This window comes from Vibrio sp. RM-69-4 (assembly GCF_024743775.1).
Taxonomy (GTDB): domain Bacteria; phylum Pseudomonadota; class Gammaproteobacteria; order Enterobacterales; family Vibrionaceae; genus Vibrio; species Vibrio anguillarum.
Window position 1 is genome coordinate 29,166 of sequence record NZ_JAMQXI010000036.1, and the last position, 18,260, is coordinate 47,425.

Below are 18,260 nucleotides of genomic sequence, written 5' to 3' on the forward strand. Positions count from 1 at the left end.
TTCTTAAATAGCCAAAGCCGCAGAATATTCTGCGGCTTTTTTCTACCCCATCCCACACCGCGGTCACTCTAAGTAGCAAAGTATAAAGCGAAACTAAAAAAGCCTCGTATATTGCTATACGAGGCTTGAATCAATTTTGACGGTGTTGATGGTATTTAGTGCAACCTATTTAAGAATAGCGCTGTTACCGTTATCACGAATGTGTTTCAGAATCGCTTTAACACCACGGGCACTTGAACCTACAATATTGCCCGATTTCATGTATTCAGTACCGCCAGAGAAATCGGTAAGAATAACGCCTGCTTCACGAGCGATCAGCTCGCCAGCGGCTAAATTCCAAGGTCTTAAACCCAGTTCAAAGTAACCATCGACACGGTTTGAAGCTAGGTAACATAAATCAAGCGCAGGAGAACCAGTACGACGGAAATCAGCACATTCAACAAACAGTGCAGACATGATTTTCATGAAAGATTCGGCATGTTGCTTTTGTTTGTATGGGAAACCAGTAGCGAGAATAGTGCCTTGAAGATCTTTTAACTGTTTAACACGAAGGCGTGAGTTGTTTAATTGCGCACCAGCACCACGTTGAGCGGTAAACAGCTCATTGCGCATTGGGTCATAAACACAAGCAACTTCTGTTTTGCCTTTAATGCGAACCGCGATGGAAACGGCGAAGTGGGGTAAACCTTTGACGAAGTTTGTTGTGCCATCCAGTGGGTCGATGATCCATTGAACGTCCTTATCTTTACCGTCGATAAGCCCGTTTTCTTCAGCAACGATACTGTGTTCTGGGTAAGAACTTTTGATTGTATCGATGATCATAGTTTCTGCTTCTTTGTCTACGTTAGTAACAAAGTCATTAGTCCCTTTCTGAGTTGTTTCGATTTTCTCAGTATTTTCTAGTGATTTAGCAATATGGTTACCAGCTTTTCGCGCAGCGCGAATAGCAATGTTTAGCATTGGATGCATACAGTTTTCCCAACGGATGTTAAAGAACGAAAAAGCGGGCAGCAGTATAACAAAGTTTTATTAAAAAGGAAGTGGCTATTTTTTGCTCGGTTGTTCATGTGTAGCTAAAGGACCTGACCATTTTAGTCAGGTTTATGTTAGTATTCTGTCGTTTAAAATAGAGTGGCGTACAACGTAATGCTAGACAATGTAAAAATCATTTTAGTAGGGACATCTCATTCAGGAAATATTGGTTCTGCTGCCCGAGCGATGAAGGTCATGGGCCTAAGTAAAATGATTTTGGTTTCGCCTCAATGCGAGGTAGACGCCCAAGCGATCGCTCTAGCTGCTGGAGCAAGCGACATTGCTTTAAATGCGGAGGTCGTGGATACGCTAGAGCAGGCTGTCGCAGATTGTGGCCTGGTGGTTGGGTCAAGTGCACGCTCACGAACTTTAGAATGGCCAATGCTTGAACCGCGTGAATGTGGGGAAAAATTGGCGCAAGAGGGGCAGCAATACCCGGTTGCTTTAGTGTTTGGCCGAGAAAAAACCGGGCTGACCAACGATGAACTGCAAAAATGCCATTTTCATGTATGCATTCCGGCTAATCCTGAATACAGTTCGTTAAACCTTGCTATGGCCGTACAAACATTGAGTTATGAGGTGCGTGTTGCCTATCTAAATAATGAAAAAAAAGGTTATCAAGCCCAGCCAGAAGAAGCGTATCCTCTGCATCACGAATTAGAAATGTTCTATCAGCATCTTGAAAAGGTCATGATACAGACACAGTTTATTTCAAAGGAACAGCCGGGACAGATCATGAATAAACTCCGTCGGCTATTTTCTCGTTCGCGTCCAGAGTTTCAAGAAATCAATATATTACGTGGTGTGTTGACCTCAATTGAGAAGCATCGCAGCAATCAATAATTATCCAGATTAATAATAGGGTTAAATACCTGACTAAATTAGTCAAATAAATACTTGACCTATTTAGTCAGGTATGGAAAAATTCCAACCACATAATCAATGTGGATACGGTGATATGAGACTTACATCTAAAGGAAGATATGCGGTTACAGCCATGTTAGATGTGGCTCTGCATTCGCAACAAACCCCAGTGCCACTGGCGGATATTTCCGAACGGCAAGGCATTTCGCTCTCTTACCTTGAGCAGCTGTTTTCTAAACTGCGTAAAGCGGGGCTAGTTGCTAGTGTACGTGGTCCAGGTGGTGGATACCGCTTAGGTGCAGATGCCTGCTCAATTTCGATTGGTACTGTGATTGCCGCTGTTGATGAATCAGTTGATGCAACAAAATGTAATGGAAGAGCCGACTGCCAAGGTGGCACTCGCTGCTTAACACATACGTTATGGCGAGATCTTAGCTCTCGCATTAGTGACTTTCTGAACAACATTACTCTTGGCGAGTTAATGATTGATAATGAAGTACTAGAAATTTCTGACCGCCAAGGCTTGGGCCTGACGGTGAACCACGGGTTAACCAATAAAAATACCAATACCGTGATTATCGGCTCGGTGCCCGTAGGTCTTAATGCCCGCTCATAGCGGCAATGTTTACATTGGAGTAGAAAATGAAACTGCCTATTTATTTTGACTATTCAGCTACCTGTCCAGTTGACCCTCGCGTGGCTGAAAAGATGGTTCAGTACATGACGATGGATGGTGTTTTTGGTAATCCAGCATCGCGATCGCACCGTTATGGCTGGCAGGCAGAAGAAGCCGTAGACACTGCGCGTGAGCAAATTGCTGAACTGCTTAATGCTGATCCTCGCGAAATCGTATTCACATCCGGTGCGACAGAGTCAGACAACCTCGCGATCAAAGGTGTGGCGCATTTCTATGCCAAGCAAGGTAAGCATATCATTACCTGTAAAACCGAGCATAAAGCGGTGCTTGATCCATGTCGTCAGCTTGAGCGTGAAGGTTATGAAGTGACCTATCTTGAGCCAGAATCGAATGGCTTGATTGATCTAAAAAAATTAGAAGCGGCAATGCGTGATGACACAATTTTGGTGTCGATCATGCACGTGAATAACGAAATTGGCGTAATTCAGGACATCATGGCGATCGGTGAGCTTTGCCGTGAACGCAAGATAATTTTTCACGTAGATGCAGCGCAATCTGCCGGTAAAATTCCCCTTGATGTGCAAGAAATGAAAGTGGATCTTATCTCCCTTTCTGCGCATAAAGCGTATGGACCTAAAGGGATTGGCGCATTATATGTTCGCCGTAAACCTCGTATCCGTCTTGAAGCACAAATGCACGGTGGCGGCCATGAACGTGGTTTCCGTTCAGGCACATTACCAACGCACCAAATCGTAGGTATGGGTGAAGCATTCCGCATTGCTAAGCAAGACATGCAAAAAGATTTTGACCACGCAAAAGCATTGCGTGATCGTCTACTCGCTGGTGTACAAGACATGGAAGCCGTGAGTGTGAATGGCGATTTAGATCAGCGTGTTCCGCACAACCTGAATATTAGTTTTGCCTTTGTTGAAGGCGAATCGCTGCTGATGTCTTTGAAAGACTTAGCAGTATCATCAGGTAGTGCTTGTACGTCGGCCAGCTTAGAGCCGTCATATGTACTGCGTGCGCTTGGTTTGAACGATGAAATGGCGCACAGCTCGATTCGTTTCTCATTTGGCCGTTTTACGACCGAAGAAGAAGTGGACTACGCCGTTGAACAAATCCGCGTAGCCGTAAGCAAATTACGTGACATGTCTCCTCTATGGGATATGTATCAAGAGGGTGTGGATTTAAACACCGTTGAATGGGCACATCACTAGTCCTTTAAAAGGCACTGGTTTATTCCCAAGGAAATAGAGGATTAGAGGTAACTATCATGGCATACAGCGAAAAAGTAATTGATCACTATGAAAACCCACGTAATGTTGGCTCTTTTGATAAAGAAGATCCAACCATTGGTAGTGGTATGGTTGGCGCTCCAGCTTGTGGCGACGTAATGAAGCTACAAATTAAAGTGACGCCAGAAGGCATCATTGAAGATGCAAAATTTAAAACCTACGGTTGTGGTAGCGCGATTGCTTCGAGCTCACTGGTTACTGAATGGGTCAAAGGCAAGAGCATTGACGAAGCGGCAGCTATTAAGAACTCTGAAATCGCGGAAGAGCTAGAGCTTCCACCAGTGAAAGTTCACTGTTCGATTTTGGCGGAAGATGCGATCAAAGCTGCCGTTGCCGATTATAAAAAGAAACACCAACAATAATATTAAGGGAGTGAATGATGGTTCACTCCCATAAGTTCAAACTAAGAATCTAAGGTTGTAGTATGGCCATTACCTTAACTGAAACAGCAGCGCATCGCGTTCGAGCATTCCTAGATAACCGAGGCAAAGGCGTAGGTTTACGTCTTGGAGTGAAAACAACAGGCTGCTCGGGTATGGCTTACGTGCTTGAATTCGTTGATGACGTTAACGAAGAAGACGAAGTGTTTGAAGATCATGGTGTCAAAGTGATTATCGATTCGAAAAGCCTCGTCTACCTTGATGGCACACAGCTTGACTATGTCAAAGAAGGGCTAAACGAAGGTTTTGAGTTCAACAACCCGAATGCAAAAAGCGAATGTGGTTGTGGTGAAAGCTTCAACGTGTAAGGGATTGGCTTTCGGCGTGACTAGGCTCACTTGAGCCTAGTGTCGAGCACTAGGAGCAATGTGTTAATGAACTATTTTGAATTATTTGGGCTACCAAGTCAGTTTGCACTGGATGGTAGCCTTCTTTCTTCTCAGTTTCGTGCGCTGCAAAAACGGTTTCATCCCGACAACTTTGCCACTGCGTCTGAGCGAGATCGCCTGCTTGCTGTGCAAAACGCCTCACAAATCAATGATGCTTATCAAACATTAAAATCGCCGATCAGTCGCGCAGAATACTTGTTGCTTGAACAAGGCATAGAGTTACGCGCAGAACACCAAACCATGCAAGATCCGCTGTTTTTAATGGAGCAAATGGAGCTGCGAGAAGAGCTTGAAGCCATCGCCTCACAGTCTGATGTTGAAAGTGCGTTATTCGATTTTGAAAACAGAGTTAGCAAGATGTATAAACAGCATCTTATCTTGGTTGAGCAACAACTTAACCATGCTCAATGGAGCCTTGCGGCTGATACGGTTCGCAAGCTTAAATTTATTGCCAAGCTCAAAAATGAAATAGAAAGAGTCGAAGAACAGTTACTCGGCTAGTTCGATAATAAGGACCAACCCATGGCATTACTTCAAATTGCAGAACCCGGTCAAAGCTCTGCGCCGCATCAGCATAAACTCGCAGCGGGTATCGACTTGGGGACAACCAACTCATTAGTCGCATCGGTTCGAAGCGGTAATGCGACGACGCTTGCTGATGAACAAGGACGCTCGATCCTCCCTTCGGTGGTCCACTATTCGGCTCAAGAGCGTTGCGTAGGCTTTGATGCCAGAGCACACGCGCAAGTTGATCCTGCCAATACCATCATTTCTGTGAAGCGTTTGATCGGCCGTTCACTGGCTGACATTCAGGCGCGTTATCCCACATTGCCTTATCGCTTCAAAGCCAGTGACAACGGTTTGCCTATTTTGCAAACGGCGCAAGGTGATAAGAACCCGATTCAAGTTTCCGCCGATATTCTTCAATCTCTTGCTCAGCGTGCCGAAGCGTCGTTAGGTGGTGAATTAGCGGGCGTGGTGATTACCGTACCTGCTTATTTTGATGATGCGCAACGCGTGGGCACCAAAGATGCCGCTCAACTTGCCGGCTTGCACGTACTGCGTTTACTCAATGAACCTACCGCTGCAGCGATTGCCTATGGCTTAGACTCAGCGCAAGAAGGTGTGATTGCGGTTTATGATTTAGGTGGCGGTACGTTTGATATCTCTATCTTACGTCTGTCGAAAGGCGTGTTTGAGGTACTCGCGACCGGTGGCGATTCCGCGCTCGGTGGTGATGATTTTGACCATTTGATTGCTGACCATTTTTTGAGCCAAATCAGCTTGGCTGAACCGCTCAGTGCTGAGCAGCAACGAGCATTGCTTGATGCGGCCACCGAAGCGAAAATCGCCTTATCTGATACTGATAGTGTCGAGGTTTCTGTACTGGGTTGGCAAGGGCGTTTAACTCGCGATGAGTTTAACCAACTCATCACGCCACTAGTAAAAAGAACCTTACTATCGTGTCGTCGAGCACTCAAAGATGCCGAGATTACTGCAGATGAAGTGTTGGAAGTGGTGATGGTCGGCGGTTCAACTCGTACGCCACTGGTTCGAGATTTAGTTGGTGAATTTTTTGGTCGCACACCACTAACTAGCATCAACCCTGATGAAGTTGTCGCGATTGGTGCAGCAATTCAAGCCGACATTTTGGTGGGTAATAAACCCGATTCAGAAATGTTACTGCTGGATGTAATTCCCCTGTCGCTGGGTATTGAAACCATGGGTGGCTTAGTGGAAAAAATCATCCCACGTAACACCACCATTCCTGTTGCGAAAGCTCAAGAATTCACCACCTTCAAAGATGGTCAAACAGCCATGAGCATCCATACGGTGCAGGGCGAACGTGAGATGGTAGACGATTGCCGCTCATTGGCTCGTTTTTCACTAAAAGGTATTCCACCAATGACAGCGGGTGCCGCGCATATCCGCGTAACTTATCAAGTTGATGCAGATGGCTTACTCTCTGTGACAGCGATGGAAAAAAGTACGGGAGTTCAGGCGGAAATTCAAGTTAAGCCCTCGTATGGACTGAGTGATAATGAAGTAGCAAATATGCTGCGAGATTCGATGACGTTTGCCAAACAAGATATGCAGACTCGCGCTCTGGCAGAGCAACGTGTAGAAGCCGATCGTGTAATCGAAGGTTTGATCTCTGCCTTACAGGCCGATGGTGATGAATTGTTATCTGAGTCAGAAAAGCAGATCCTTCTGAATGCAATAGAAGATTTAATTGTGCTGCGTAATGGTGATAGCGCCGATGCCATCGAGCAAGGAATTAAAGAGACAGACAAAGCCAGCCAAGATTTTGCTTCACGCCGTATGGATAAATCCATTCGCAGTGCACTTGCTGGTCAATCGGTAGATGATATTTAAAGAGAAAAATTATGCCTAAGATTATTGTGTTACCTCACCAAGAGCTTTGTCCTGAAGGTGCCGTTCTGGAAGCGCAAGCAGGAGAAACCGTACTGGATGTGGCGCTGAAAAATGGTATCGCTATTGAACATGCGTGTGAAAAATCCTGCGCATGCACGACTTGCCATATTATCGTTCGCGAAGGGTTTGACTCACTTGATGAGAGTGATGAGTTGGAAGATGACATGCTTGATAAAGCATGGGGTCTTGAACCTGAATCTCGCCTTGGCTGCCAAGCTAGAGTCGCTAACGAAGATTTAGTGGTTGAAATTCCAAAGTACACACTCAATCTGGCTTCTGAAGATCATTAATTCTATTGAGCGTATTAACGCCCGTTCACTGTTTGTAAAAGGAAAGCAAAATGAAATGGACCGATTCTCGTGATATTGCGATCGAGCTTTGTGAGCAATACCCAGACGTAGATCCTAAAAATGTACGTTTTACAGATCTACACCAGTGGGTGATGGAACTGGAAGAGTTTGATGATGAGCCAAACTGTTCCAACGAAAAAATTCTCGAAGCGATTATTCTATGTTGGATGGAAGAGATCGACTAAGACTATTGCTAACATGATGGTTATTCAGTAAAACATCACAGAGTTAACAATTTTAACTAAAAAGAGCGGACCGAATGGTCCGTTTTTTTATCAAGTTGACATTTTGACCCTACAAAATGCTAACATCCCTTGGTTATTTAATCGTAATGGCACAGGTGAGGCCATATTCAGGCAAGGAGAAACCATGTCTACAAAGATGTCCGTATTTATCAGCCAACAAGCTGCCCAGCCTCAGTGGGGAGAAAAGGCGATTGTTTCGTTTTCAGAAAATGGTGCCACAATTCATGCTATTGAGAGTGAGCATGAACTCAGCGCGGTTCAGCGCGCGGCACGTAAGCTTGATGGGCAAGCTATCAGAGCTATCAGCCTACAAGGTGACGGTTGGCACTTAGAAAATATTTGGGCTTTCTACCAAGGTTATCGTGAAGCGAAAAAACTCAACACACTAGAATGGCAACCACTGAGTGAGTCAGATCAAGCCGAGTTAGAATATCGTATTAAAGCGACGGAATGGACGCGTGATATCATCAATAAAAGCGCTGAAGAAGTCGCGCCGCGTCAGTTAGCGACCATGGCGGCTGAGTTCATCAAATCGCTAGCCCCTGAGCATGTCAGCTACCGCATTGTCAAAGATAAAGATCTACTCACCGAAGGTTGGGAAGGTATTTATGCGGTTGGTCGCGGCTCCGAGCGCACATCAGCTATGCTGCAACTCGATTACAATCCGACAGGAAAAGAGAGTGCTCCTGTTTTTGCTTGCTTAATTGGCAAAGGCATTACTTTTGATTCTGGTGGTTACAGTTTAAAAACGTCCAACTTTATGTCGGCGATGAAAGCGGATATGGGGGGCGCTGCAACGATCACCGGTGGCCTTGGTTTGGCTATCATGCGTGGTTTTAATAAACGTGTGAAACTCATTTTGTGTTGTGCAGAAAATATGGTTTCCGGACGCGCCTTGAAACTGGGTGATATCATCACTTATAAAAATGGCACCACAGTTGAAATAATGAATACCGATGCAGAAGGCCGCCTAGTGTTGGCCGATGGCTTGATTTATGCCAACGAGCAAAAACCGCAGCTTATTATTGATTGCGCGACATTAACGGGTGCCGCCAAAAATGCACTCGGCAATGATTACCATGCACTACTCAGCTTTGATGAGAGCTTATCCCAGCAGGCATTGGTGGCAGCTCACCAAGAGAAAGAAGGCTTATGGCCTCTGCCTTTGGCTGAGTTTCATCGCTCTATGTTACCTTCAAGCTTTGCGGATCTCTCTAACATCAGCTCAGGTGACTATTCTCCGGGAGCAAGTACCGCAGCGGCCTTCCTCTCTTACTTTGTTGAAGATTACAAAAAAGGGTGGCTGCACTTTGATTGCGCTGGTACTTACCGCAAATCAGCAAGCGATAAATGGGCCGCAGGTGCAACGGCGATGGGGGTGCGTACATTAGCACGCATTTTGACCGACCAAGCTCAATAATGAAAAACCGCTCAACTCTCTGTTTTGGGCGGTTCACTATAACTAAAAAAACAAAAGAAAAAGGATAACCTTATGGCTCTAGAAAGAACATTTTCTATCATTAAACCCGATGCGGTAGAACGTAACTTGATTGGTGAAATCTATCACCGTATCGAAAAATCAGGTTTGCGTATTATCGCTGCGAAAATGGTACATTTGAACGAAGAGCAAGCGAGCGGCTTTTATGCTGAGCATGAAGGCAAAGCGTTTTTTCCAGCACTAAAAGAATTTATGACCTCAGGGCCTATCATGGCTCAAGTGCTTGAAGGTGAAGATGCTATTGCTCGTTACCGCGAATTAATGGGTAAAACTAACCCAGAAGAAGCGGCATGTGGAACCATTCGTGCTGATTACGCATTAAGCATGCGCCATAACTCAGTTCATGGCAGTGATAGTCCTGAATCGGCGGCACGTGAAATCGCTTTTTTCTTCCCAGAATCAGAGATTTTCTCTCGTTAATCTTGGCGTTTTTTATCCCAAATTATTTCGATTAAGGCCTCACGTTGTGAGGCTTTTTTATACTCGTATGGTTGGGAGCTGTAGAGTAAAAACAATCCGCCAAGCATTGAATGACTTAGTAATTGAAGGGTTGTACAACCCTTGTTGTTACTGCATAAAGGCTGTACAATTCGCGCCCTTATTTATTGTTTCCGTCGTTGAGAGGCCACATGACTATTGAAAAAGTCAATCTGCTTGATTTTGATCGCCAAGGTCTGCGTAAATTTTTTGCTGAAGAGCTCAGTGAAAAAGCGTTCCGCGCTGATCAGGTCATGAAGTGGATCTACCATTTTGGTTGTGATGACTTCGAACAAATGACCAATATCAACAAGAAACTGCGTGAGCAACTGCAACAACGCTGTGAAATTCGCGCGCCGATCGTTTCACAAGCACAACATTCATCTGATGGTACGATTAAGTGGGCGATGCGTGTAGGAGATCAAGATGTTGAGACGGTTTACATCCCAGAGGAAGACCGAGCGACTTTGTGCGTCTCTTCCCAAGTTGGCTGTGCTCTGGAATGCAAATTCTGTTCAACGGCTCAGCAAGGTTTTAACCGTAACCTCAAAGTGTCTGAAATTATCGGGCAAGTTTGGCGCGCAGCGAGAGAAATTGGCCTTGAGAAAGAGACGGGTCGTCGTCCGATTACTAACGTAGTAATGATGGGGATGGGCGAGCCTTTGCTCAACATGAAAAACTTGATCCCAGCGTTAGAGATCATGCTGGATGATTTAGGTTTTGGCTTGTCAAAACGTCGTGTCACCGTGTCCACTTCGGGCGTGGTTTCTGGTCTTGATCAAATGACAGGGCAAATCGATGTTGCATTAGCGATTTCATTGCATGCACCCAATGACAAATTACGCAGCGAAATTATGCCGATCAATGATCGCTGGGATATTCAAGATTTCTTAGCCTCAGTGCGTCGTTATATCGCCACTTCAAATGCAAACCGTGGCAAGGTTACGGTGGAATATGTGTTGCTGGATCATGTCAATGACGATATGGACCACGCGCACGAATTGGCTAAGTTGATGAAAGGCACGCCGTGCAAAATTAACCTGATCCCATTTAACCCTTATCCCGGTTCACCTTATAAAAAACCGAGTAATTCACGTATTGACCGTTTTCAAAAAACACTGATGCAGTATGAACACACAGTGACGGTGCGTAAAACTCGTGGTGATGATATTGATGCCGCTTGTGGGCAGCTAGTGGGTGATGTGATTGATAGAACCAAACGGACCAAAATGAAACAAATGGGTGGCGATGTCATTCCTGTCAAATCGGTCTAAATCGGATGATAAAGCAAAGCCAGAGATTCCTCTGGCTTTGTGCATTTTTACCATTTGAAATAATTTTCCGCGATTTTGACGTCAATTTTATGAAAAATATTGACCTAGCTGTAATTTCTTTCCTAAAGCCATGTTGTTTAACGTCAAATATCCATTAGAATTGCTAACTGACGTAATGTTAAATTTGAACTGTCGCCTGCATCAATGAATGCAAATTTTTCACCGTGTTGGAATGCACCATTTTTTATTACTACGAACTAATAACAATAAAAGTGATGACGGTGCCATTCGAGCCATAACATAATGAGATGTACAAAACGGATGACTACTGAACAAGAACAGATTATTGCAGATGTAAAAACAGACACGGTGCAACCCGGCACTTTATTAAAGGCAAAGCGTGAAGCGTTGGGATTAACGCAAAAGCAAGTTGCCGATAGGTTGCGGTTACGTCTCTCTATCATTCAGAGTTTAGAAGAGAATAACTTCGCCTCGGACCAAGTGGCGACGTTTACTCGCGGTTATTTACGTTCCTATGCGAAGGCCGTCGGGATCAAAGAGTCAGTTATTTTAGCTTCCTTTGATGATTGCTATCCTACGGTTGTCGCTGAACAACCGATGCAAAGTTTTTCGAAGAAAACCAAGCGAGAGAAACACGATAGCCGTATTATGACGCTGACATGGGGTATTTTTGCCATCATTATTGGTATTTCCTCATTATGGTGGTGGCAAAACCAAGAACAAGAGAATGTTGTGGTTGAGAGTTCACCATCAATCACGTCGACATCGGTTGAGCGTTTGCGAGATGAGGATTTCACGACCGTTCCTGAATTAGTACCTACGGTTGACGAATCTCAAGTAGAAGCAGAAGCGGTGGATATCCCTGTAGAAATCAACACTCAGGCTGCAGAACTTATCCCTTCACCTGAAGATGATACAGCCGAAGCCGACCTGAGTGCGAGCGATGATCCTGTATTGGATAAGACGCCACCGCAGGATGCAACGAATCCATACGCTCCTCTAACGCTCACATTCAGCGCAGATTGTTGGATTCAGGTGAAAGATGCAGCAGGCAAAACCCTTTCCACTGGGATTAAAAAATCAGGGCAAACCGTAACCTTGCAAGGTGAAGCTCCGTTTCAAATCATTCTTGGCGCGCCTGAAAGCGTTTCAATGACATTTGCAAGTGAACCTGTAGACCTTTCTGGGTATACTTCCGGTAAAGTCGCTCGATTCACCTTACCTTAGAAAATACTATGCAACACGAATCTCCAATTAAGCGTCGTTCATCGACGCGTATTTATGTCGGTAATGTGCCCATCGGTGATGGTGCTCCTATTGCTGTTCAATCTATGACCAACACGCGCACTACCGATGTTGCGGCAACGGTCGCTCAAATTAAAGCGTTAGAAAAAGTCGGGGCTGATATTGTACGGGTTTCTGTACCGACAATGGACGCGGCAGAAGCGTTCAAGTTGATCAAGCAGCAAGTATCCATCCCGCTGGTGGCTGACATCCATTTTGATTACCGCATTGCGTTGAAAGTCGCCGAATATGGCGTTGATTGCTTGCGTATCAACCCTGGTAACATTGGCAACGAAGAACGTATTCGCGCCGTGGTCGATTGCGCACGTGACAAGAACATACCCATTCGGATTGGCGTGAATGGTGGGTCGCTCGAAAAAGAGATCCAAATGAAATATGGTGAGCCAACACCGGCCGCTTTAGTCGAGTCAGCGATGCGTCATGTCGATATTCTTGAAAGACTCAACTTTGATCAATTCAAAGTCAGCGTTAAAGCATCGGATGTTTTTCTCGCCGTTGATTCCTACCGTTTACTGGCTAAACAGATTGCCCAACCTCTGCATCTTGGTATTACGGAAGCAGGAGGCGCAAGAGCCGGTGCAGTTAAATCGGCAGTTGGCTTAGGTATGCTGCTTGCCGAAGGCATTGGCGACACGCTGCGTATTTCACTGGCTGCGGATCCGATCGAAGAGATCAAAGTCGGCTTTGATATTCTTAAATCGCTGCGTATTCGCTCGCGAGGCATTAACTTCATCGCTTGTCCCAGCTGTTCACGTCAAGAGTTTGATGTGATCGCCACAGTCAATGCGTTAGAGCAACGTTTGGAAGATATTTTGACACCTATGGATGTCTCGATCATCGGTTGCGTGGTTAATGGCCCAGGTGAAGCTGAAGCTTCTCATCTTGGTTTGGCTGGCAGCAACAAGAAAAGTGCATTCTACGAAGACGGCGTCCGCCAGAAAGAGCGTTTTGATAACGATGATCTGGTCAGCCAACTCGAAGCGAAAATTCGCGCGAAGGCCTCTATTCTCGATGAGAAGAACCGAATCAACGTGACTCAAATCGAACAAAATTAATCTCAACGACCTTACGGTAAGTATTGTGGCAAAAACAATTCAAGCAATTCGAGGCATGAACGACTGCCTCCCAACTCAGTCTCCACTTTGGCAAAAAGTGGAAGGCACAGTGAAAAACGTGATTAGTGCATATGGCTACAATGAAGTACGTATGCCTATCGTTGAGATGACACATCTATTTAGCCGTGCGATCGGTGAAGTGACCGATGTGGTTGAAAAAGAGATGTATTCTTTTGAAGATCGCAATGGTGACAGTTTATCGCTTCGCCCAGAGGGTACTGCAGGTTGTGTCCGTTCTGGTATCGAAAATGGTTTGCTCTACAACCAAGAGCAACGTTTGTGGTACATGGGGCCGATGTTCCGTCATGAACGTCCGCAAAAAGGGCGCTACCGTCAATTCCACCAATGTGGGGTTGAAGTGTTTGGCCTGGATGGTCCTGATGTTGATGCCGAGCTGATTATGATGACCGCGCGTTTGTGGCGTGAATTGGGTATCGACAAACATGTTCGTTTGGAACTGAACTCAATTGGTTCTCTTGAAGCGCGAGCCAATTACCGCACCGCCTTGATTGACTATTTAGAGCAGCATCAAGAGGTGTTGGATGAAGATGCCAAACGTCGCATGTACACCAACCCACTGCGTGTACTCGATACTAAAAATCCAGATATTCAAGCGATTTTAGGTGACGCACCCAAATTGTCTGAGTATCTAGATGAGGAATCCAAGCAACATTTTGCCGGCTTATGTGAACTTCTTACCGCTGCGGGTATCGAATACCAAGTTAACGAGCGCTTGGTGCGCGGCCTAGACTACTACAACCGCACCGTATTTGAGTGGATCACTGAAAGCTTAGGTGCTCAGGGTACGGTTTGTGGCGGTGGACGTTATGATGGCTTGGTAGAACAACTGGGTGGCAAAGCGACACCAGCAGTGGGTTTTGCCATGGGGTTAGAGCGCTTAGTGCTGATGATGGAAACACTGGAACTGACCGACGTGCGTCGCAGTGTCGATGTGTACATGGTCAGTGCGGGTGAAGGCACTATGATGGCAGCAATGAAACTTGCTGAGCAGTTGCGTGAACAGGTTCCGGGGCTGCGTGTTATGAACCATTTTGGTGGTGGTAACTTCAAAAAACAATTTAAACGTGCTGATAAAGTGGGCGCTGCGGTGGCTTTGGTATTAGGCGAAGATGAAGTCGCAGAAAGTACAGTAGTTCTCAAAGATCTTATCGGTGGTGAACAAATTACGATTTCTCAAACTGAAGTCGCGAGCAAACTGACGCATCTTGTGTAAGCAAGCGCATTTGAGACATCTATTAAAGAGGACAGGAAGTGGAACTCTACGATACTGAAGAACAACAAGTTGAAGCGATAAAAGATTGGTGGAAAGAGAACGGTAAAGCCGTGATCTTTGGTGCTGTAATTGGCCTTGGTGGCTTGTTTGGTTGGCGTTACTACCAAGATAGCGTTATTGCTGCGCAAGAAGCCGCTTCTGAAAGTTATAGCAAAGCGGTAACTCAGTTAGCTGCAAAAGGCGCAGAAGCAGAGATGGTTGTTGAGAGCTTTATTGATAGTAATAAAGGTACAGAATATGCCGTCTTAGCCGCACTACAACTTGCAAAAGTTCAAGTAGAAGCGGGTCAAATTGATGAAGCTTTAGCGCAGCTTGAATGGGCAAAAGCAAACACCAAAGATGATGCTATTCTACCGTTAGCGACCTATCGCGTGGCCCGTATTAAAGCGGAACAAGGCCAGTTTGATGCCGCCTTAGCTGATCTTACGACCATCACAGAGAAAGGGTGGGCGGGACGCATTGCGGAACTGCGTGGTGATATCTCACTGCGTAAAGGCGACACGGACGCGGCTTATGCGGCATACACGGAAGCACAACAAGCTGACGATGCAAGCCAAACGCTACAGATGAAACTGGACGATCTTGCCAAATAAGGGCACAAGTTGATGAAAAAGTTGTTCAACAAAGTGCTCGTTTCTGCCGTTGTGCTTGGAGCACTTGCAGGGTGTGCTAGTGAAGAAGACACCATTATCATGGCTCCTGTGCCAATGGTAACCAGTGAATTTACGCCTACAACTCAGTGGAGCACATCGATTGGTGATGGCGTAGGGCATTACTTCTCAAAGTTATCTCCAGAATACGCTTACGACAAAGTATTTATTGCTAGCCGTGATGGTTTGGTAAAAGCCTTGAACCCTAAAACGGGTAAAGAGCTGTGGAAAACCGATCTTGAACAAGATGGCACCATGCGTTTATCCGGCGGTATAGCGGCGGCCTATAGCCAAATTTACATTGGTAGTGAAAACGGTTTAGTCACTGCGCTTGATGAAGCTACGGGTGAGCTTGTATGGCAAGTTAAAGTCGATGGTGAAGTGCTAGCAGCTCCGGCTGCAGATGCGAACATGATCATTGTTAATACCAGTCGTGGTACTTTGGTGAGTTTAGACCAAGCGACGGGTGAGCAAAAATGGACCATCAGTACTGAAGTTCCTAATTTAACGTTGAGAGGCGACAGCAAACCTGTTGCGGTATCGGGCGGTGTTTTTTGGGGAACCTCAGGTGGCCGTCTTGCTGCCGCTATCGTTGAGCGTGGTCAGTTGATTTGGCAACAACCGATTGGCATGCCTAAAGGTGCTACTGAAATTGACCGTCTAGTCGATGTTGATGCCTCACCTATCGTGATTGGCGGTATGCTGTATGCGGTTGGTTTTAATGGCCAGTTGATCGCCATTGATCTGCGTTCGGGCAAACCAGCTTGGAAGCGGAATTACTCTTCAGCAACAGACATGGCTAGCGATGGTGGCCGATTATTTGTGGTGACAGACAAAGATCATGTGGTGGCTGTGGATACAAGAAGCGGTACCGAACTTTGGAGCAACAAACAGCTTGAACACCGTTTGCTAACTGCGCCAGCGATTATCAATGGCTACCTTGTGCTAGGTGACAGTGAAGGGTATCTACATTGGATTGATCGCAGCAGTGGTGAATTCGTTGCCCAACAGTTGGTTGATAAGAGCGGTTTTGCGGTGAGTCCTCTCGCTGTCGATGATGGTTATGTCAGCATGACCCGTAATGGCAATGTAAAGAAACTGACGATTAAAAAATAAATCGTGATATAATTCACATTCGGCTCCTGGCTGGTAACAGTTAGGGGCCGTTTTATTGAATAAATAGATGTGGTTATAGGTAAAAATTTAATGCTTGCTAGCAAGTGTTTACCTATAACTACATAAGAGAAAATATTGTAGAGGTTAGTATGGTTCCTGTTGTTGCTCTTGTTGGGCGTCCCAATGTCGGTAAATCTACGTTGTTTAACCGATTAACTCGCACTCGCGATGCGTTGGTGGCGGATTTCCCCGGTTTAACGCGTGACCGTAAATATGGCCAAGCTAAATTGGGTGAGCACGACTTCATTGTTATCGATACCGGCGGTATTGATGGTAGTGAAGAGGGTGTAGAAACGAAAATGGCTCAACAGTCATTGGCCGCGATTGATGAAGCTGATGTTGTGCTATTTATGGTTGATGGTCGCGCTGGTTTAACGGCGGCTGATGAAGTGATCGCCCAACATCTGCGTAAGATTGAAAAGCGCGCTATTTTAGTCGTGAATAAAGTGGATGGCATTGACGCTGATGCTGCAAGTGCTGAGTTTTGGCAATTGGGCGTCGATCAAATGTACCAAATTGCTGCCGCTCATGGCCGTGGTGTTGGGATCCTTATCGACCGAGCTTTGAATCCACTTGCTGAAGAAATGCTCGAGCAGGCTGAAGGCGAAATCGAAGATCTAACCGACTTTGAAGATGCTGAAGAAGAAAAGTTAGATTACACCGAAGAAGAAGCCGAAGCTGAATACAAACGTCTGCAAGATCAGCCGATAAAACTGGCGATCATTGGCCGTCCGAATGTCGGTAAATCGACACTCACCAACCGCATTCTCGGTGAAGAGCGTGTTGTGGTTTACGACATGCCCGGAACGACGCGAGACTCCATCTACATCCCGATGATGCGTGATGAGCGCGAGTATGTATTGATTGATACTGCTGGCGTGCGTCGTCGTACTCGCATTAACGAAACGGTTGAAAAATTCTCGGTCGTCAAAACCTTAAAAGCGGTTGAAGATGCAAACGTTGTTCTGTTAGTCATTGACGCTCGTGAGAATATCTCAGATCAAGATCTTAGCCTGTTAGGTTTTGCACTAAACTCCGGACGTTCGATAGTGCTTGCAGTCAATAAGTGGGATGGGCTCGATAACGACGTCAAAGAACGTGTCAAGAAAGAGCTCGATCGCCGCTTAGGTTTTGTCGATTTTGCTCGTATCCACTTTATCTCTGCACTGCATGGTACAGGTGTTGGTCATCTATTTGAATCGGTTCAAGAAGCGTATAAATCGGCGACAACACGTGTTGGTACATCGGTATTGACTCGTATTCTTAAAATGGCAACCGATGATCACCAACCGCCTATGGTTCGTAGCCGCCGCGTAAAACTTAAATACGCTCACGCAGGTGGTTATAACCCGCCGATTATCGTTGTACACGGTAACTTGGTGAATGAGCTGCCAGATTCTTACAAACGTTATTTGATGAACTATTACCGTAAGTCTTTAGAAATCATGGGTACGCCTATTCGTATCCAGTTCCAAAGCAGTGATAACCCATTTGAAGGAAAAGTGAATAAGCTGACCTTATCTCAAGAGCGTAAACGTAAACGCTTAATGACGATGATGAAAGGACGCAGCAAGTAGCCTTCCTCATAACTGAAATACCCAAGCTTAGACTTGGGTATTTTTTTGCCTAAAATTTATCATTGGCGATAGAGCCTCACTAACGTGGCGGTCTGGAAATGAAGTGCAGTGCCAAAATGATTGAGTGAAAAACAGAGCATGGCAACGTTGCTGCTTTGTATAAGTATCAAACAAAATGAGTA

At 45.6% G+C, this 18,260-nt stretch carries 19 protein-coding genes; 18 read left to right on the forward strand and 1 reads right to left on the reverse strand.

The features are described 5' to 3' along the window. Positions 1–165: 165 nt before the first annotated feature. Complete coding sequence (gene suhB, locus NB504_RS04440) at positions 166–969, reverse strand: inositol-1-monophosphatase (protein WP_013857502.1); 804 nt, start codon at positions 967–969, stop codon at positions 166–168. 177 nt (positions 970–1,146) lie between these two features. On the opposite strand from suhB, the gene trmJ reads away from it, so the two are divergent. The 18 genes from trmJ (at position 1,147) to der (ending at position 18,078) form a co-directional block, all read left to right on the forward strand. Beyond that, positions 1,147–1,875 (forward strand): tRNA (cytosine(32)/uridine(32)-2'-O)-methyltransferase TrmJ, encoded by a 729-nt coding sequence (gene trmJ, locus NB504_RS04445; RefSeq protein ID WP_258428374.1) that lies wholly within the window; start codon positions 1,147–1,149, stop codon positions 1,873–1,875. Between the two features lie 115 nt (positions 1,876–1,990). Further along, positions 1,991–2,512: a Fe-S cluster assembly transcriptional regulator IscR gene (gene iscR, locus NB504_RS04450; RefSeq protein WP_026027698.1), complete on the forward strand. Its 522-nt coding sequence runs from the start codon at positions 1,991–1,993 to the stop codon at positions 2,510–2,512. A 26-nt stretch (positions 2,513–2,538) separates the two neighbouring features. Next, positions 2,539–3,753, forward strand: coding sequence for an IscS subfamily cysteine desulfurase (locus NB504_RS04455; protein ID WP_013857499.1), 1,215 nt, complete (start codon positions 2,539–2,541; stop codon positions 3,751–3,753). Between the two features lie 56 nt (positions 3,754–3,809). Further along, positions 3,810–4,193, forward strand: a complete 384-nt coding sequence (iscU, locus tag NB504_RS04460; RefSeq protein ID WP_010320409.1) for a Fe-S cluster assembly scaffold IscU — start codon at positions 3,810–3,812, stop codon at positions 4,191–4,193. A 62-nt stretch (positions 4,194–4,255) separates the two neighbouring features. After that, positions 4,256–4,579, forward strand: a complete 324-nt coding sequence (iscA, locus tag NB504_RS04465; protein WP_010320408.1) for an iron-sulfur cluster assembly protein IscA — start codon at positions 4,256–4,258, stop codon at positions 4,577–4,579. A 66-nt stretch (positions 4,580–4,645) separates the two neighbouring features. Beyond that, positions 4,646–5,161, forward strand: coding sequence for a co-chaperone HscB (hscB, locus tag NB504_RS04470; RefSeq protein WP_094132407.1), 516 nt, complete (start codon positions 4,646–4,648; stop codon positions 5,159–5,161). A 21-nt stretch (positions 5,162–5,182) separates the two neighbouring features. Further along, entirely contained in the window at positions 5,183–7,036 is a 1,854-nt protein-coding gene (gene hscA / locus NB504_RS04475; RefSeq protein WP_199867582.1) for a Fe-S protein assembly chaperone HscA, read from the forward strand. Between the two features lie 11 nt (positions 7,037–7,047). Continuing rightward, positions 7,048–7,386, forward strand: coding sequence for an ISC system 2Fe-2S type ferredoxin (gene fdx / locus NB504_RS04480; RefSeq protein ID WP_010320405.1), 339 nt, complete (start codon positions 7,048–7,050; stop codon positions 7,384–7,386). A gap of 50 nt (positions 7,387–7,436) precedes the next feature. After that, positions 7,437–7,631: a Fe-S cluster assembly protein IscX gene (iscX, locus tag NB504_RS04485; RefSeq protein WP_258428375.1), complete on the forward strand. Its 195-nt coding sequence runs from the start codon at positions 7,437–7,439 to the stop codon at positions 7,629–7,631. A 184-nt stretch (positions 7,632–7,815) separates the two neighbouring features. Further along, the gene (pepB, locus tag NB504_RS04490) at positions 7,816–9,111 is read left to right on the forward strand and encodes an aminopeptidase PepB (protein ID WP_026028095.1); all 1,296 of its coding nucleotides are present in this window, start codon (positions 7,816–7,818) and stop codon (positions 9,109–9,111) included. A gap of 72 nt (positions 9,112–9,183) precedes the next feature. Further along, positions 9,184–9,609: a nucleoside-diphosphate kinase gene (ndk, locus tag NB504_RS04495; RefSeq protein WP_013857494.1), complete on the forward strand. Its 426-nt coding sequence runs from the start codon at positions 9,184–9,186 to the stop codon at positions 9,607–9,609. Between the two features lie 209 nt (positions 9,610–9,818). Beyond that, positions 9,819–10,940, forward strand: coding sequence for a bifunctional tRNA (adenosine(37)-C2)-methyltransferase TrmG/ribosomal RNA large subunit methyltransferase RlmN (locus NB504_RS04500; RefSeq protein WP_026028096.1), 1,122 nt, complete (start codon positions 9,819–9,821; stop codon positions 10,938–10,940). A gap of 303 nt (positions 10,941–11,243) precedes the next feature. Further along, positions 11,244–12,188, forward strand: a complete 945-nt coding sequence (locus NB504_RS04505) for a RodZ domain-containing protein (protein WP_094128344.1) — start codon at positions 11,244–11,246, stop codon at positions 12,186–12,188. 8 nt (positions 12,189–12,196) lie between these two features. Continuing rightward, positions 12,197–13,321 carry a flavodoxin-dependent (E)-4-hydroxy-3-methylbut-2-enyl-diphosphate synthase gene (ispG, locus tag NB504_RS04510; protein ID WP_010320399.1) on the forward strand — a complete coding sequence of 375 codons (1,125 nt, stop codon included), beginning with the start codon at positions 12,197–12,199 and terminating at the stop codon, positions 13,319–13,321. Positions 13,322–13,346: 25 nt separating this feature from the next. Continuing rightward, positions 13,347–14,615 (forward strand): histidine--tRNA ligase, encoded by a 1,269-nt coding sequence (hisS, locus tag NB504_RS04515; RefSeq protein WP_017044251.1) that lies wholly within the window; start codon positions 13,347–13,349, stop codon positions 14,613–14,615. A 38-nt stretch (positions 14,616–14,653) separates the two neighbouring features. Further along, the gene (locus tag NB504_RS04520; RefSeq protein WP_013857490.1) at positions 14,654–15,268 is read left to right on the forward strand and encodes a YfgM family protein; all 615 of its coding nucleotides are present in this window, start codon (positions 14,654–14,656) and stop codon (positions 15,266–15,268) included. Between the two features lie 12 nt (positions 15,269–15,280). After that, complete coding sequence (bamB, locus tag NB504_RS04525) at positions 15,281–16,441, forward strand: outer membrane protein assembly factor BamB (RefSeq protein ID WP_064624552.1); 1,161 nt, start codon at positions 15,281–15,283, stop codon at positions 16,439–16,441. Between the two features lie 149 nt (positions 16,442–16,590). Further along, entirely contained in the window at positions 16,591–18,078 is a 1,488-nt protein-coding gene (gene der, locus NB504_RS04530) for a ribosome biogenesis GTPase Der (protein ID WP_258428376.1), read from the forward strand. The last annotated feature ends 182 nt before the right edge of the window (positions 18,079–18,260 follow it).